The organism is Flavobacterium sp. HTF, from assembly GCF_003105115.1.
GTDB lineage: Bacteria > Bacteroidota > Bacteroidia > Flavobacteriales > Flavobacteriaceae > Flavobacterium.
In genome coordinates, this window is sequence record NZ_QETH01000085.1 from 1 (window position 1) to 17,892 (window position 17,892).

15 protein-coding genes are annotated in these 17,892 nt (G+C 34.4%); 5 read left to right on the plus strand and 10 right to left on the minus strand.

All coding sequences use genetic code 11. The features are described from left to right. The 9 genes from DCO46_RS18515 to DCO46_RS18555 all read right to left on the minus strand — a co-directional run. On the minus strand, positions 1–948 hold a 948-nt coding region (locus tag DCO46_RS18515; RefSeq protein ID WP_133244613.1), incomplete at its 3' end, for a hypothetical protein. Positions 949–1,132: 184 nt separating this feature from the next. Further along, on the minus strand, positions 1,133–1,612 hold the full coding sequence (locus tag DCO46_RS18520) for a hypothetical protein (protein ID WP_116753976.1): 480 nt from the start codon (positions 1,610–1,612) through the stop codon (positions 1,133–1,135). Then, the gene (locus DCO46_RS23390) at positions 1,609–2,808 is read right to left on the minus strand and encodes a DUF4280 domain-containing protein (RefSeq protein WP_116753988.1); all 1,200 of its coding nucleotides are present in this window, start codon (positions 2,806–2,808) and stop codon (positions 1,609–1,611) included. The genes DCO46_RS18520 and DCO46_RS23390 overlap by 4 nt, the downstream gene beginning before the upstream one ends. 1 nt (position 2,809) lies before the next feature. Then, on the minus strand, positions 2,810–4,060 hold the full coding sequence (locus tag DCO46_RS18530) for a hypothetical protein (RefSeq protein WP_116753977.1): 1,251 nt from the start codon (positions 4,058–4,060) through the stop codon (positions 2,810–2,812). 189 nt (positions 4,061–4,249) lie between these two features. After that, a complete protein-coding gene (locus tag DCO46_RS18535; RefSeq protein ID WP_116753978.1) occupies positions 4,250–4,585 on the minus strand; it encodes an L-rhamnose mutarotase in 336 nt (111 codons plus the stop codon). A 110-nt stretch (positions 4,586–4,695) separates the two neighbouring features. After that, the gene (locus DCO46_RS18540) at positions 4,696–6,381 is read right to left on the minus strand and encodes a sodium/sugar symporter (protein ID WP_116753979.1); all 1,686 of its coding nucleotides are present in this window, start codon (positions 6,379–6,381) and stop codon (positions 4,696–4,698) included. Between the two features lie 243 nt (positions 6,382–6,624). Continuing rightward, positions 6,625–7,686, minus strand: coding sequence for a UDP-glucose--hexose-1-phosphate uridylyltransferase (locus DCO46_RS18545; protein WP_116753980.1), 1,062 nt, complete (start codon positions 7,684–7,686; stop codon positions 6,625–6,627). 16 nt (positions 7,687–7,702) lie between these two features. Further along, positions 7,703–8,863, minus strand: coding sequence for a galactokinase (gene galK, locus DCO46_RS18550; RefSeq protein ID WP_116753981.1), 1,161 nt, complete (start codon positions 8,861–8,863; stop codon positions 7,703–7,705). Between the two features lie 35 nt (positions 8,864–8,898). Then, positions 8,899–9,954, minus strand: a complete 1,056-nt coding sequence (locus DCO46_RS18555) for an aldose epimerase family protein (RefSeq protein WP_116753982.1) — start codon at positions 9,952–9,954, stop codon at positions 8,899–8,901. Positions 9,955–10,055: 101 nt separating this feature from the next. Between DCO46_RS18555 and DCO46_RS18560 the strand changes: the two genes are divergently transcribed. After that, positions 10,056–11,054, plus strand: a complete 999-nt coding sequence (locus DCO46_RS18560; RefSeq protein ID WP_116753983.1) for a GntR family transcriptional regulator — start codon at positions 10,056–10,058, stop codon at positions 11,052–11,054. A gap of 59 nt (positions 11,055–11,113) precedes the next feature. Here DCO46_RS18560 and DCO46_RS18565 read toward each other — a convergent pair whose 3' ends face one another. Next, positions 11,114–11,803 carry an NUDIX hydrolase gene (locus DCO46_RS18565; protein ID WP_116753984.1) on the minus strand — a complete coding sequence of 230 codons (690 nt, stop codon included), beginning with the start codon at positions 11,801–11,803 and terminating at the stop codon, positions 11,114–11,116. Positions 11,804–12,310: 507 nt separating this feature from the next. Between DCO46_RS18565 and DCO46_RS18570 the strand changes: the two genes are divergently transcribed. From DCO46_RS18570 to DCO46_RS18585, 4 genes are all read left to right on the plus strand, one after another. Beyond that, positions 12,311–14,002, plus strand: a complete 1,692-nt coding sequence (locus DCO46_RS18570) for a ribulokinase (protein ID WP_116753985.1) — start codon at positions 12,311–12,313, stop codon at positions 14,000–14,002. Next, positions 13,986–14,687, plus strand: a complete 702-nt coding sequence (locus DCO46_RS18575; RefSeq protein ID WP_056207031.1) for an L-ribulose-5-phosphate 4-epimerase — start codon at positions 13,986–13,988, stop codon at positions 14,685–14,687. The genes DCO46_RS18570 and DCO46_RS18575 overlap by 17 nt, the downstream gene beginning before the upstream one ends. Before the next feature lie 186 nt (positions 14,688–14,873). Next, positions 14,874–16,382, plus strand: a complete 1,509-nt coding sequence (gene araA, locus DCO46_RS18580) for an L-arabinose isomerase (RefSeq protein WP_116753986.1) — start codon at positions 14,874–14,876, stop codon at positions 16,380–16,382. A gap of 281 nt (positions 16,383–16,663) precedes the next feature. Then, positions 16,664–17,848 (plus strand): aldose epimerase family protein, encoded by a 1,185-nt coding sequence (locus DCO46_RS18585; RefSeq protein WP_116753987.1) that lies wholly within the window; start codon positions 16,664–16,666, stop codon positions 17,846–17,848. The last annotated feature ends 44 nt before the right edge of the window (positions 17,849–17,892 follow it).

Consider the following 17,892-nt stretch of genomic DNA (forward strand, 5'->3'; position numbering starts at 1 on the left):
TTTATTTTTTTCATTTCCTCCGGCAAATAAGTGAATAAAAATGTTTCTATTTAATTTTTGTCCTTTTACTAATTTTTTTTCATCAAAAAGGAATTTGTCATTCATTTTTATGAAGGTGTATTTACAAAAATTATAACTTATATAATTAGTTGCAGGTTCACCAACTTTTAAAGGGGAAAGGTTTACTGGTGGATTGACCTGCATAGAAGCAATTTTGTTTTTTACACGCAAAAAACGAGCATGAGCAATATCGTTGTTATTGTCTTTAATGTAAAGTCGGTTTACGGGATCAAAAACCTGTACATAAAACTCTTCTATTTCGTCTTTATTTTTTACAGAGCTATACCATGAGAAAGAATCGTTAATTTCTAGATTTATTTCGCCATCAATCACATCAACACTGGTATATCTTTTTATGCTGACATTTGTTTTGGCTGTAACTCTTCTAAAAATATCAACAGACAGGTTTAAATGACCGTTTAGTCCTTCGGTTTTTAAATTGAGATAGAATTTTTCGCCATAAGAGAAAAAGTGTGTTTTGCGCACATCTTCGCTATTATTGGTTTGGCACCATTTGCTGCTTGTTATTTTTGGAGGACAGTCGCCACGTACAATTAATCCGGTATCGTTAAACAAATCTCTTTTTCCAAAAAGACTTGCTTCGAGATAATATTCATAAGGTCCACATAAGTTTTTAGGAATATTTAAAAATTTTGATGCGTTTGAAGGCATTAATTTTTTAGAAATTTCTTTTCTGGTTTTTGCCTCTTGCAATATCCATGTCAAGTTCTTTTTCTTTTCTTCTTCGGTTGTGCCGTCATACCACGATTCAACTTCAAAAGAAACATCCTGATCTGGCGCAATTACTGCTTTTTTATTAGGAACAGACAAACTGCTTATCACTTTGCCTATTCCGGTCCATTTTATTTTTTTAACACCTTTTGACATTTCTAATTCTTTTTAAATTTTTGATTAAGTGTCTTTAATGATATTCTTATAAGTACTATTTTCAGTACGGCCTGCGGGTTTAAAAACCTTCACCGGCATTTTTGATAACATCTATTTTCTCATTGTTATATTAAATTTTGTGAGTTCTAGCTTTTTTGTCCATTTTCAAAATCTGAAAAGTTCATCATTCTGAGATTTTTTTATTTTGAATCAAACTTTGTTTTTTGATAAAATTCCAATTGTCATCAAAAAACAAACATGAGGTATAATCATAGAGGTACATTTTTTTTCTTTTAACAATCACTATTTCTCCATTTTCAGTTTCTTCCCTAAAAGTTGCTCCAAATTCATAATCATAATCAAAAACCACTAAGTAGTATTTGTCATCTAAATGAATCATTCTGTTGGAATTTTTTACTTTAAAATTCTGGATATTCTCTTTTAAATCAGAAGTTGGAATTATTTGAATTGTGTAACCTTCTTTGTTTTTACCAAATACTAAAAACGCATTTTTCTTTAATGACTTTAAAATATTGAGTTCTCTTATTATCAATTCTTTTGTGTTATTATTTGGTATGTCATATAACAGGCTTTTATTGATTTTAGACGAAATCCCACAGGAAACCAGAGAAATTATGTTTATTAAGACTATAATTTTTTTCATCGTCCTACTCTTAAGTTTAAACATTCCAGTCCTATGTTCACGGTCTTTTTTCCTTCTCCTTTTCCATGAGTTTTCCCTACTCCTTTAGTTTCTTTTCCGTTAGGAGTTACTCGACCAATAGTTACTTCGGCATTTTTGTTGGAATAATTCCAACTGTCAAGTGCATAAATATTAATATCTAAGTTTTTTGCTGTTTGTTTATCTAGTTCAGAAGTGCCAAATTCATTTTGGATTCTATCCGGACCTCCTATTTGGTTTGGATTTTTGGCCTCTGATTTTATTAGGTTATGAGTATGGATTTGACCTAGAAGAGCATATTTCACTTTATTTACTTCTACCATAGGTTTTGAAGCTCCTACAGTATAATAATCAATTTCAGTTTTACCATCAATTCCTTCTTCTCCAGATATGGCAATAATTTTAGCAGTTGTGCGATCAAGAACAATGTAGGCCTGTTGCTCTTTATCAGTAGTTAACCGATGTATTTCTTGAATTTTGTCTTGTATTTGAATGTCGTCAATTGTTACAATCATACTAGAGTTCTTTAATTGATCATTTTTAACTTTAAAATCAGAAATGCTTTCAAATTCATCGAAATCAGATTTTGAAATCATTCTTATATCTCCATCGGATTTTCCGTAATTTATAAGTACGGAGGCATCAGTTTTGCTAATGTAGATATCGTCAAGATTTTCTTCATTATTAAATTTTATCCCTTCGTTCTTCGCTTCCTTCTTATACATTTCCCTCACATCAACCATCGGATTTATCAGGTTATGAACCATAGGGTCTGTGCTTTTAAAATTTTGTTCATCAGGTTCTGCAGTCTGCCCGTGATTTACGATTTCTATACAATCGGGCGCGCCCATAGGACAGGTTGCTTTGCTGTTTTCGAGCAGTATTTTACCTTGGTTGGTTAGGGTAACTTTTTCGTAAAAACCACTCCATTGTGTTATGACTGCCTGACAGGGCAAAAAACTGTTTCCGGCGGGTTGTTTTTTGCATTTTCCAAAGGTGTTTTTTTCGAGTGTTTGCCCAAGTTCTTTGGTTGTGGCAATTAATTTTTCAGAACCTTCCTTGTCATTTGCAAAATGTTTAGAATGCGTTTTAACTTTGATTTTATCTGTTTTAGAACTGTCTTCACTAAACTTGCATTTGCAGGTTGCGCCTTGTACTACAAAATGTTTTTCGCTCATTTTATTTAAATTTATAGATGTATAATTTTGATAAGCCATACATGGTAGCAATGAATATTAAAATCATGATAAGCCAATACCAAAATGAGTTTCCGGATTTTGGTTTTATAGTTGTAGCTCCAACAAATAGTGGCTGTCTTGAGGCAATCACAAGTTCTTTTGCGGTATGTAAATGGGTTGCCGAAATCGTGTATTTCTGCGGGATATCTAATGCTAAATCACAGGTTACTATAAAGGCTTCGGGCATATAATTATTGGGATTCAGATAATACTTTGCCCTGTAATTTCCTGTTGGTTTTTCTTCTGAATATTCTTTTGCAGGGATGTTTAGCTCCTTTTCAAAATCGGTTTTGGTCCTGGAGTCATCTAACATTCCGTTGATGTCAATTACAATCAGGTTGTCGACATCCAAAAGATCATCAATTTTCTGTTCAACTCTATATTGAATATTTTCTGTTTTTGCGAGATACGGAAATCCTATATTTTTTTCGATTGATTTTGTTGGAGGATATTGAACATGGATTTCATTAAACAAAGCATTTAAAAACCAGTCTTTTTGCATTGAAAGAAATAAAGTGTCTTTGTCCGCCAGATTTTTATCATAAATCGAGAAGTATTTTTCGACGTGTTCACCTTTGTAATATTTCCGTATTTGGTTTTTAGTTTCGCGCCAACGCTCCACAATCTGATCATGATTATTAATGTAAACCCATTTCCCGGACTCATCAACCACTATAAGTAAAGGATACAACGCCTGAGCAGCTTTTTGGGCAATTTCCTGCGCCATTGTATTTACCTCTGTGTCGTTTACATAAATCGCTTCATCCCGGGTGATATAATAAAAATGATAACCTGAATTTTCGGCTGCCCAGCTTATTTTAATTTGTTGTTTTATTGTGTGGACTTTTTTTCCGTTTTCAATAGTATATAAAACGCCATAAGTTTTTTCACCTTGTGAATAATTTAAGGTAAGTTTTCCTGGAGTATCATTAAAGGGAACTTTTTTGCGTTGCTGTTCCTTTTGCTCATCACTAAGTTCAACTTTTGGAGGCTGAATGATAAGAAACTTGAGATGAGAAGGAAAATCAGAATGAACTAAATCTTCTAACGGACAATATCTGTTATGGTAACTCCGAAGATCAGAAACAGTAATACCTAAATTTTTAGCAACAACAGCTGTAGTATCTCCTTTTTTAATCTCGTAAGTCAGGTAATCTTTATATGAAAATTCCGGCACATAAAATTTTGGCATAATCTACAGCTTATAATTAACATAGGTTTATTACTACAAAATGTAAATATAAGTTTTTTCTTATTATAATGATAAAATTTATAAAAAAATGATTTTGTGTAGTTTATGTATATTAAAAACAAAAAGAGAACATCAAATCTGATGTCCTCTTTTAATTATGTGATATCTGCCGATATGATTTTTGAAAGTTTACAATTCAAATATCTTATCCATTAAAACCCATTTTTCACCTTGTTTTGCCCATGGTAATGCCTGTTGAAATTTCCACATTAAAGTTTCCCATTCCTGAACCTTTTCATTGTTGGCATCCATTTCTGATTTTTTATGAAATGTAAAATCAGCATTGGCTTCAATTATCATAAACAATCTGTTTCCGGAGCAATAAATATCCAAAACCGTAATTCCTGAATCTTTAATACTTTTTATAATTTCTGGCCAGACATTTTGGTGAAGTTCTTTATATTCTTCAATTAACTTTTGGTCATCTTTTAAATCTAAGGCTAAGCAAAATTTTTGTGTTGACATATTAATAAAAGTTAGGTTTTATTTTTCTAAAAATGAAATAAGACAAAAAAGACTGTCTTTTTACAGACAGTCTTTTTATTCTTCAAAAAATAATATAGTAAAAAATTATACTACCAGAATTTAACATACAAAGCCACAATAATCAATAATGTAATTACGATTAAAACGGTAGTTTGTGGTTTTACTTTAAACATTTCAGAATCTATTTCAAACGCTTTTGGATTCACTTTTGGTCCTGCGAAACTGATTACAATCATCGCTAACATTGTAAAGAAGAATGATAATCCCATACAGATATGGAAAGGAATTTCGAATGCACCTTTTCCGTTAGGATAAGCGGTGTATAATAAAGTTTCGTTTCCGAATAAAGCTGGTGCATATTCGTTGAACAATACAGATAAAACGAATCCTAAAATTACACCCACGATTGCTGCAGTTCCGGTAGTTCTTTTCCAGAACATACCAAGGAAGAACATAGCAAAAACCCCAGGGCTGATAAATCCGGTGTATTTTTGGATATAGGTAAATCCACCAACACCGCCAATTCCTAAGATGTCATTCCATGTAAATAAAACAGCCAAAAGCATGGCAGCAAAAACGGCAATTCTACCAATGTTTACCTGTTGTTTTTCTCCTGCTTGTTTTTGGATATATTTTTTATGAATATCTAAAGTATAAATTGTAGAGATACTGTTTACTTTTCCGGCTAAAGATGCTACAATCGCAGCAGTCAGTGCCGCAACAGAAAGTCCTTTCAGACCCGTTGGCAAGAAGGTCAGTACAGCAGAATAAGCACCGTCTTTTCCTCCCACTAATTGTGGTAAATGTCCATTTTGGTATAACACATACGCCGCGATACCAGGTAACATTACGATTAAAGGCATTAATAATTTTAACATACCGGCAAACAAAATACCTGTACGGGCAGTTTGCAAATCGGCACCCAAAGCTCTTTGTGTAATGTATTGGTTACATCCCCAGTAGTTTAAGTTGATGATCCAGATACCAGCAACGTAAGACATTAAACCCGGGAAAGTTAAGTATTTATCAATCTCAAGCTGAGAAGAAGTCGCAGTTGGTTTTGGGATAATCATTTTGAAATGTTCCGGAGCTTCTTTCATTAAAACTTTGAAACCAGCAATAGCATTTTCGCCCACTCCAAAATATTGTCCAACCGTTGTAAGCGCGATATAAGAAGTTACCAAACCTCCGATAATTAAAACCGCAACCTGAATAACATCGGTATAAGCTACAACTTTCATACCTCCTAGCGAGATAAATAAAGCAAAAACGGCCAATCCAATCATGATTACATGAAGATATTCTCCTCCGGCAAGACCGTTAATTGCAACAGCTCCTAAGTATAAGATAGATGTTAAGTTAACAAATACATATAAAAACAACCAGAAAACGGCCATAATCAATGCAGTCGATTCGTTATAACGTGTTTTTAAGAATTGTGGCATTGTATAAATCTTATTTTTAAGATATACAGGAATGAACCAAACCGCCACGATAATCAAAGCAACAGCAGCAAGCCATTCGTAAGCGGCAACAGCGATTCCTAAAAAGAAACCTTCACCACTCATTCCGATGAATTGTTCCGCTGAAATGTTAGAAGCAATTAATGATGCTCCAATAGCCCACCATGTTAAATTTCCTTCGGCAAGAAAATAAGCCTTAGCATCGTGTTCGTCTTGTTTACGTTTTCGGTAAACCGTGTAACCGTAGACAGAGACTACGATAAAATAGATAATAAAAACCGCATAATCTGCGACAGCAAGGTTCTGGTTCATTGTTAGTATTTTAAAAATTAGTAAAGGTGATTGTTTGTTTATTTTAAAGCTTGAAATTTTTAAAATTTCAAGCTATTGGTTTTATTAATTAACTGGTTTTTAAATGTGAAATGTGTTTTTATTCTGTTATTTTTTTGAGAAAAAACAGAACTAAATCCAAAAGTAAAATAAAAATCCAAATTGGCACCATTCACAAATGTGTTTTTGACATTTATAAACAGATATTATGTTAAATTTTGATTTTTAGAGCGCTTTTGCAGTACTTTTATAATGTACATCAGACAATTTTCTCAATATTTCCGCACTTTTCTCCGGTGTAATATCTCTTTGAGACTCTCCTAACATTTCATATCCAACCATAAATTTCTTAACCGTTGCAGATCGTAATAATGGTGGATAAAAATGCATATGAAAATGCCATTCAGCATGCAGTAAACCATCTGTAGGAGCCTGGTGAATTCCTGATGAATACGGGAAAGAAGTGTTGAACAAATTATCGTATTTTGATGTTAACTGTTTTAGTATTTTGGCGTAAGAGGTAATTTCATCACTGGTAAAATCAGTAATTCTTCCAAAAGATCGTTTACTGATAATCATTGTTTCATAAGGCCAGATTGCCCAAAACGGAACCAGTGCCACAAAATGTTCGTTTTCGATCACAATACGTTCGCCGGATTTTAACTCCGCCTGAAGATAGTCTGCCAGTAAGGTTTTTTTGTTTTTATCAAAATAAGCTTTTAAGCTGTTTTGCGTTTTTTCAACCTGCGTAGGTAATGATGACTGCGCCCAGATTTGTCCGTGTGGGTGTGGGTTGCTGCAACCCATTACACTTCCTTTATTTTCAAAAATCTGAACGTGGTTGATATATTTAATGTTTCCTAAATCGGTGTATTCTTTTTGCCAGGTTTTGATGATATTTTCAATTCCGTCAATACTCATTTCCGGCAAGGTAAGGTCATGCCTTGGAGAGAAACAGACAACGCGCGAAATTCCGCGTTCGGGCTGTGCCTTAAAAAAAGTATGTTTAATATCTTCTTCAAACATAATTTCGTCCTGTTTCATTGCGGCAAAATCATTTTCAAAGACAAAACTGCTTTCATATTTCGGGTTGTTCATTCCGTTGGCACGAACATTCCCCGGACAGAGATAACAGGTTTCGTCGTATTTTGGCAATTCTTCTGTAGAAATAGTTTCGTTTTGCCCCTGCCAGGGACGTTTTGCACGATGAGGTGAAACCAAAACCCATTCGTTAATTAGCGGATTAAATCGTCTGTGAGGATCCTCGTTAATGTCAAAGTTTTTCATTGTAGTTGTAGTGGTATTAAAGTAGTGTTGTTCCGTTTGAGATTTTTACATCATAAAATTTTAATTCAATCCCAAATGTATCTAAATAAAGATTTGAAAACTTATTTTTTACTTCATTTTCATGACCTTTTTTTATCAAATTTATGGTACATCCACCAAAACCGCCACCCATTAAGCGGGAACCAACTATGGCATCATCTGCTTTTGCAGTATCTACGAGCATATCGAGTTCTGCACAACTTACCGCATATTCCTGAGACAGGCCATAATGAGTTTCAAAAAGTAATTCACCCAAAAGCTCAATATTTCCGTTGTCTAATGCTTCGCAGGCTTTTATGACACGGTTAATTTCTTTGACTACAAAATGCACTCTTTTAAAAACAGTCGGATTTATTTTATCCTGAATACTTAAAAGTTGTTCTTCGGTACAATCCCTGAAACTTTTTATTTCCGGAAAATTATTTTTAATAATCGACAATCCTTCTTCACATTCAATTCTTCTTGTATTATATTCTGATGTAAAAAGGGAATGTTTAACATTACTGTCCATCAAAATCAAAGAATAATCTTTAAAATCAGCATTGTGATATTCAAAATCTAAGGTATTACAATCTAATTTTATCACTTTATTTTCAAGTCCGTGAACGCTTGAAAACTGATCCATAATTCCGCAATTGATACCAACCCAGTGTTCGGCTTTTTGTCCTAATAACGCGATATCAACTTTTTTGATGGTCAGGTCAAAAAGTTCTTTTATTCCGAAAATCATTCCGCACTCCAAAGCAGCCGAAGATGATAATCCTGAACCAACAGGAATATTACTGCTAAAAACACAGTTGAAACCTTCAAAAGAAAAACCATTATCCTGCAATTGTTTGATAACGCCCAGAATATAATTGGTCCAGACAACATCGCTTAGCTGTACGTTCTGAGTCAGGTCAACTTCAAACTCTTCGTTTAAATCGATGGCAATGACTTTAGATTTTTTGGTGTTGTTTTTTTCAAAAGCAAAACAAATAACTTTGTCAATTGCTGCCGGTAAAACATACCCGTCATTATAATCAATATGTTCTCCAATGATGTTAATTCTTCCCGGAGAAAGGACAATTTTCTGAGGTGTGGAACCAAAAGATTTCTCAAAAAATGCTGTTGTGTTTTGTATTAAAATTTCATTCATTATTTTGGAATTGTAGGGGTGTTGTCTGGTTTTTTTTAGTTTAAATTTTCAAATCTGTAAACTGTTCTCTGATTGTATTGCTCTCCTTTTTTGAGAATTGAATTGGGAAAATGTTTGTGATTTGGTGCATCAGGAAAATTTTGCGTTTCAAAACAGATTCCGCTAGACGGATGATAATCGGCGTTTTCTTTTCCTTTTAATGTATCAAAACAGTTTCCTCCGACATAAATATGCACACTTGGCTGATCGGTATAAACACTCATTTGCAGATTGTTTTCTGCGCTGATTAATTTGGCTACAACCTCTGTTTTTGAATTTACAACAAAAGAATTATCAATCGGGAACGGACATTTTTTTGGTATTCTGAAATCAAAATCGTGGTTCTGGAGATCAGTTAAATTTCCGGTTGGAATATTATTCTGATCTGTTTCCAGCATTTTTGCCGATTTGATAAACACTTCCTGGCCTAAAACATCAGAATCATGACCGTTGAGGTTAAAATAACTGTGATGCGTCAGATTTATAACGGTATCATCGGTTGTTGTGGCTTTATACTCTAATTTTAATTCGTTTTTTTCTGTTAGCGTATAAGTCAGATACACGTGTAATTCTCCCGGAAAATTCTCATCTGAATCTTCACTTAAAAGCCCAAAAGTGATTGAGGGATTTTCGCCGGAAGTTATATCTGTAACATTCCATGCCTTTCTTCCAAAACCAAAATTACCACCATGTAAAGTATTACCATTATTATTGGCCGGAAGCTGAAAAGTTTTATGGTTTATTTTGAAAGATCCGTTGTGTATTCTTCCTGCATAACGGCCAACGGTTGTGCCAAAATAAGGAGCACTTGGCAAATTATAAGAATCCAGATAGGCCTGCAGATTCTCAAAGCCCAAAACAACATCTACAATTTTACCATTTGATAACGGAACCTGAAGAGACGTTACTGTTGCTCCATAATTGATAATCTGAGCTTTCATCCCGTTTTTATTGGTTAATTCGAAAGAATAAATTTCTTCGTTATCTGGCATTATACCAAACAATTTATAACCAGAAAGATTCTGAAAATGCGATTTATGTTTTATTTCCATGCTATTTTTATCAAAAATGAAATCCAAAAATAGAAACATTTCACACATTTGTATACCAGTACCTACCAGTTTTTGTATCTTGCAACCAAAAACTGATTTTTATGAGCGTAATTTCTGTACAAAATAATATCGGCCTGCCAAAATATAAGCAGATAATTCTTTCAATTGAGAGGGCAATTGAAGATGGAAAACTTTTAAAAGGAGACAGGCTCCCATCGGTAAATAAAGTGTGCCTGGCATTTTCATTGTCGAGAGATACGGTTTTGCAAAGCTATGATGAACTCAAAAAAAGAGGGATTATTTATGCAATTCCGGGCAAAGGCTATTATGTAAAAAGCGTTGAAACCACTATAAAACAAAGGATTTTTTTGCTTTTTGATGAATTGAATATTTTTAAAGAAGACATTTATAATTCATTTTTAAAGAATATCGGAAAGAATGTCCAGGTCGATATTTTCTTTCATCACTTTAATGTCAAAGTTTTTCAAAAGCTAATAAATGACAGTAATGGAAATTATACCAAATACATAATTATGCCAACGGACTTAAACGATATAGTAGATTCTGTAAAAACCCTACCAGTAAACGAAGTAATCATACTGGATCAGACCAATCCGGAGCTAAAATTATATCCGGCAATTTACCAAAATCACAAAAAAGACATTTTTGAAGGTTTGCTGAAAGGGAAAACCAGAATAAATAAATACAAAAAACTCATTTTGATTTTTCCCGGATTTAGGGAACCGCTTGGAATGAAACTGGGTTTTGAAGATTTTTGTGCTGAATATAACTTTGAACACGAAATTATAACTGAATTTACAGGAAGGGAAATTACAGCGGGTGATTTGTACATTATACCTAATGACCGGGATCTTGTAAAAGTTATTGAAAATGCAAGAATGCAAAATTTGAAATTAGGGAATGATTTTGGAATTATTTCGTATAATGAAACGCCTCTGAAAAAAATTGTTGCCAACGGGATTACTACAATTTCTACTCATTTTGAGGCCATGGGGAAAATTTTGGCAGAAATGGTTTTAAAAGGAAATAAAGAACAAATTGAAAATAAGTCTTCAATAATTATGCGGAATTCACTGTGATATACTTTATTTTATCATTAAAAAAAACCTGAAAGTAGTGCTTTCAGGTTTTTGTTTTTTTAAAGATTTAATACAAAATCATTCAATAATTTTTCTTCGTATTTTTCTTTATTAAAAGTATAGAGATATGATCCTTTTCTCGAAGACTGCATATCTTTTTCTTCCAGTTTATTCAGAATTTCCAAAGAATTAATTTTACTGATAAAATTTCGTTTATCCAATTCTTTGCTCAAAATGGCTTCGTATAATTCCAATAGCTGACGCATCGTAAATTTCTCAGGCAATAATTCAAATCCGATAGGTTTGATTGAAGTCCTGTAGCGCAATCTCTTGATGGCGTGCTTTACCATTTCGTTATGGTCAAAAATTAATTTAGGCGCTTCGGCCACACTAAACCATTGTGCATGATAATTTTTAATAAGTTCGGCGTTATGATTTTCGATATTAATCAAAGCGTAATAAGAAACCGAAATAGTTCTTTCGACCGGATCACGATTAATATCACTGTAAGCATGCAATTGCTCCATGTAAATGTCATTTAATCCGGTATAGGTATTTAAGACTCTGATAGCTGCTTCATCTAATACTTCATCGCGTTTCAAAAAGCCACCCATAAGAGACCATTTTCCTTTTTCCGGCTCAAAGTCTCTCTTTATCAGAAGTATTTTCAATCCTTCGCTGTCGAATCCAAAAATAATGCAATCTACTGCTAATAGAGCTTTATCAGCAGAGCTATAACTGTTTAGCATATTCAATTTTTTAGTGTAAATATATAAACTTCCTGATTCGTTTCATAATTTATTAATGTAGATTATACACTTATATAAATGAGCCCTCAATAATAGTCTTAAAAAAATGATTTTTATGACAAAAGTAAGACGAAGATTTCTAAAAAGAACATCCAATTTTTAAAATCTTGTTTTGCACTTAAATTATAGTATGTTTTTTTATTTAAATCTGCAAATTTAGAATTACCACCTAATAATTTATCAGACCAGCCAATGTTAAAAATCACCAAATAAAACAAAAATTCAATACGGTTTTCCGGCTTATTAGGCGATAGGTTTTGAAATTAGATGAAATAATCGCAATATAATAAATGTAAAACAAACATTTATATTTTGATTGCCGACGAAATCTTTATTTTGATGCATTATTTGTAAAAATTCAGGAGGCTGTTTTTATTAAGTGTTTATTGTACACTTATAAATGAATTATAATTATATTTGTCAATATTTTAAAAAATAAAAATTAGAATGAAAAATTACGTAATAGGATTAGACTACGGAACAGATTCTGTTCGGGCGGTGCTTATTGACACAGAAAATGGGCAGGAGCTGGCATCGAATGTTTCTCATTACAAAAGATGGAAAAACAAACAATATTGTGACGCATCTGTAAATCAGTTTCGTCAGCATCCGTTAGATCATATAGAAGGTTTAGAAATTACGATTCAAACCGTTATAAAAGAAAGCAAGATTGATCCAAAACTGGTTCGTGGAATCTGTATTGATACAACAGGGTCTTCTCCGGTTCCCGTAACAAAAGACGGAACTCCATTGGCCTTGACAAAAGGTTTTGAAGAAAACCCAAACGCTATGATGGTTTTATGGAAAGATCATACGGCTATAAATGAAGCAAACGAAATCAACGAACTGGCAGTAAGCTGGGGCGGAGAAGACGTAACGAAATATGTTGGCGGAATTTACTCATCAGAATGGTTTTGGGCAAAAATCCTGCACATTGCCAGAGAAGATGAAGCCGTTCGAAATGCAGCTCACACCTGGCTGGAACACTGCGATTTAATGACGTATTTGTTAATTGAAAATAAAGATTTAAAAGCTTTTAAGAGAAGCCGTTGTGCAGCGGGTCACAAAGCCATGTGGCACACAGACTGGAATGGACTTCCGCCAGTTGAGTTCTTAGAAAAACTTCATCCGTATTTAGCACAGCTTCGCGGAAATTTATACGATGAAACCTATACATCAGATTTAGTTGCCGGAAATTTAAGCAAAGAATGGGCAGAGCGTTTAGGACTGTCAACGGATACAGTTGTAGCCGTTGGAACGTTCGATGCGCATTCCGGAGCTGTTGGAGCTAAAATTGGAGAAAATACTTTGGTTCGCGTTATGGGAACTTCAACCTGTGATATTCTGGTAGGTTCTTATGATGAAGTGGGAACCAAAACCGTTCGCGGAATCTGCGGACAAGTTGATGGTTCTGTTATTCCGGGATTTATTGGTTTAGAAGCGGGACAATCTGCTTTTGGTGATTTACTGGCCTGGTACAAAGAATTATTAATGTGGCCGACAGAACATTTATTAGGCTCTTCCTCTCTTTTAAATGAAACTCAAAAAGAACAATTAAGAGAAGAATTCAGCGATAAATTAATTGTGGAATTAACGAAAGAAGCAGAGAAAATTCCGGTTTTAGAAAGTCTTCCAATTGCATTGGACTGGATCAACGGACGACGAACTCCAGATGCCAATCAGGAAGTAAAAAGCGCGATTTCTAATCTTTCTTTAGGAACAAAAGCGCCTCATATTTTCAAAGCTTTAGTAAACGCAATCTGTTTTGGAGCGAAGAAAATTGTTGACCGTTTTGAAGAAGAAGGAGTAAAAATCGACAGCGTTATCGGAATTGGTGGTGTTGCTCGTAAATCTCCTTTTATCATGCAGACTTTGGCTAACGTTTTAAACAAGCCGATTAAAATTGCAGCTTCAGACCAGACTCCGGCTTTAGGTGCCGCAATTTATGCAGCCGTTGCAGCAGGAATTTATCCAGACGTAATCGAAGCAAGCCAAAAAATAGGAAGTGATTTTGACGGAGAATATTTCCCTCAGACAGACAAAGTGGAAGCGTATCACAAACTGCTTTTAGGATACGAAAAACTAAGTGCTTTTGCAGATCCAAACCTTAAAATATCGCAACATGAGTTCTCAGTATAAAGATTTAAAACAGGAATGTTACGAAGCCAATATGCAGTTAAACGCATTGAATTTGGTGGTATATACTTTTGGAAATGTCAGTGCCGTAGACAGAAAAAATGGTGTTTTTGCCATTAAACCAAGCGGTGTTCCGTATGAAGATTTAAAACCGGAAGATATCGTCATTGTCGATTTTGATAATAACATTATTGAAGGAACCATGCGTCCGTCATCTGACACCAAAACACATGCTTATCTATACAAAAACTGGCCAAATATCGGAGGTGTTGCGCATACGCATGCGACGTATTCAGTTGCCTGGGCACAATCGCAACAAGATATTCCGATTTTTGGAACAACGCATGCCGATCATTTGACCGCTGATATTCCGTGTGCTCCGCCAATGGCAGATTCTCTTATCGAAGGAAATTACGAACACAACACCGGAATTCAGATTTTGGATTGTTTTAAAGAAAAAAATCTTTCTTACGAAGAAGTAGAAATGATTTTGATAGGAAATCACGGTCCGTTTGCCTGGGGGAAAAATGCCGCAAAAGCGGTTTACAACAGTAAAGTTCTGGAAGTCGTGGCCGAAATGGCGTACCTGACTTTGCAAATAAATCCAAATGCACCAAGATTAAAAGATTCATTAATAAAGAAACATTACAACCGTAAACACGGAAAAGATTCGTATTACGGACAGTAAAAGTTTTGTTTCAGGTTTCAGGTTTTTTTTGTTTCAAGTTGTTGGAACGTGAAACTTGAAACCTGAAACAAAAAATAACAAAAAAATTATAACAAAGATTTTCCGCATTTCAAACTTGACTAGAGAGCTCTGCTCGAACAGGCGAAGCAAACTTGAAACAAAGAAAACCTGAAACAAATAAAAAAAATGATAGACATTTCTCAAAAAGAAGTATGGTTTGTAGTAGGAAGCCAGGAATTATACGGTGAAGAAACACTTAGAAAAGTAGCAGAACATTCGCAGATTATTGCAAAAGGATTAGATGCGTCATCTAGTATTCCAGTAAAAGTGGTTTACAAAGATGTGGTGAAATCGCCATCGCAGATTTTAGATGTTTGTTTGGCTGCGAATTCAGCGAAAAACTGTATCGGAATTATTGCCTGGATGCACACTTTCTCTCCGGCAAAAATGTGGATTGGCGGTTTGAGTATTTTGAAAAAACCATTATGCCATTTACATACACAATACAATGCTGAAATTCCGTGGGGATCTATCGACATGGATTTCATGAACTTAAATCAATCGGCTCACGGAGATCGTGAATTTGGTTTCATCATGTCAAGAATGCGCAAAAAACGTAAAGTTGTTGTGGGGCATTGGGAAGATGAAAGAGTTCAGAAAAAATTAGGAATCTGGTCAAGAGTTGTTCTTGGATGGGACGAACTTCAGAACTTAAAAGTAGCTCGTATTGGAGACAATATGCGCGAAGTTGCGGTTACAGAAGGCGATAAAGTTGAAGCTCAAATTCGTTTTGGAGTTTCGGTAAACGGATTCGATTCTTCAGATGTTACCAAACATATTGAGAAAGTTACAGACCAACAATTAGCTGATTTATTAGCAGTTTATGAGTCTTCATATACATTAACTGATTCTTTAAAAGAAGGCGGAGCGCAAAGAAGTTCATTAATTGAAGCAGCTAAAATAGAATTAGGATTAAGAACTTTCCTTGAAGAAGGAGGATTTGGAGCCTTTACAGATACATTTGAAAACCTTGGCGTTTGGAAACAACTACCGGGAATTGCTACACAAAGATTAATGGCCGATGGTTACGGTTTTGGTGGTGAAGGAGATTGGAAAACCGCTGCAATGGTAAGAGCTTTAAAAGTAATGAACATTGGATTGGAAGGTGGAACTTCTTTTATGGAAGATTACACGTACCATTTCACGCCACAAAAATCATATGTTTTAGGATCTCACATGTTAGAAATCTGTCCTTCAATTGCAGATGGAAAACCTTCATGTGAAGTGCATCCGCTAGGAATTGGAGGAAAAGAAGATCCTGCCCGTTTGGTATTTAATTCACCTGCTGGTGACGCAATCAATGTTTCTTTGGTTGATATGGGAACGCGTTTCCGTTTAATTGTAAACGAAGTGGAAGCGGTGAAACCAATGGCAGAATTACCAAAATTACCAGTTGCGAGAGTTTTATGGGATTGTAAACCAAATCTTGAGATCGCTGCAACAGCCTGGATTTTGGCCGGAGGTGCACATCACACAGTATACAGCCAGTCATTGACCACAGAATATATGGAAGATTTTGCCGATATCGCCGGAATCGAATTATTAGTAATTGATGAAAAAACCACGATAAGAGATTTTAAAGATAAAATTAATGCCAACGAAGCCTATTATCATTTGTTTCAGCACGGATTATAATCTAAGATACTAATGTTCTGAGTTGCTGAGATTCTAAGATTTTTTGTTACTTTTAACTTGTTGCGCTTAATTATATGGAAAAAATTAAACGCAGATAAAACGGATTTGCTATCGCAAAAGCACAGATAAAACGGATTTAGAAATAATCTGAAAATCTGTGTAAATCCGCGTCTTCGTGACAACGAATCTGTTTTATCCGCGTCAAAACACAGCATTTTTTCAATCAGTTTAAAGTATTACTTTTAACATCTAACTTTTTATAAAACAAAAAAATATCAATTATGAATCTATTAAAACGTTGTGTTTTCGGTCTAAGTCTTTTGAGTCTGGCAACCCTTTCAGTTCAGTGTAAAAGCGATAAAAAAGAGGATGCAGAAAAAGTAGCCGCTGATGAAAAAGCTTTGGTTACAATCGAAAAAACAGAATACGGAACAACTGCAAAAGGAGAAAAAGTCGATAGTTACAAATTGAAAAACCAAAAAGGGATGGAAGTTGACATTATCACTTTTGGTGGAAGAATTACAGATTTGAAAGTTCCCAATAAAGAAGGAGTTTCTGAAAATGTAGTACTCGGATTCAGTTCTTTGGTACAATACGAAAAAGAAAATCCGTTTTTTGGAGCTTTGATCGGAAGATACGGAAACCGAATTGCAAAAGGTAAATTTTCTTTAGATGGAAAAGACTATCAATTAGCCATAAACAATGCACCAAATGCTTTGCACGGTGGACCGCAAGGGTATTTTAACGTCGTTTGGAAAGCAGATGAGGTTAAATCTGGGGAAACAGCTTCTTTAAAATTATCTTATGTAAGTAAAGATATGGAAGAAGGATATCCTGGAAACCTAAAAGTTTTTGTGACTTATACATTGACAAATGACAATCAGTTAGAAGTTTTGTATGAAGCAGAAACAGACAAAAAAACGGTTGTTAACTTGACACAGCATTCGTATTTCAATTTATCAGGAGATTTTACAAAAACCATCTTAGATCACGAATTGACTTTAAATGCAGATAAATTAGTTCCGGTAGATGCGACTTTGATTCCAACAGGAAAATTAGAAGATGTTGCCAATACTCCTTTCGATTTCAGAACGCCAAAATTAATTGGAAAAGACATCAATGCTAAAAATGATCAGTTAGAAAAAGGAAAAGGTTACGATCACTGCTGGGTGTTGAACAATCCTGAAAAAGGAAAAACAATCATCGCAAAAGTATATCACGCAGCAAGCGGAAGAGTTATGGAAATGACAACTGATGAACCTGGAATTCAGTTCTACTCTGGAAATTTCCTTGACGGAACTTTGCCAACTCGCGACGGAAAAACATACGCACACAGAACAGGACTTTGTTTAGAAACAGAACATTATCCAGATTCTCCAAACCAGAAAAATTTTCCAACAACGGTTCTAAACCCGGGAGAAAATTATAAAACGAAAACTACATTTAAGTTTTCTGTACAAAAATAATTCTTTTAGAATTTGTTTAGTTAGTTCTAATTCTCTGAAAAACC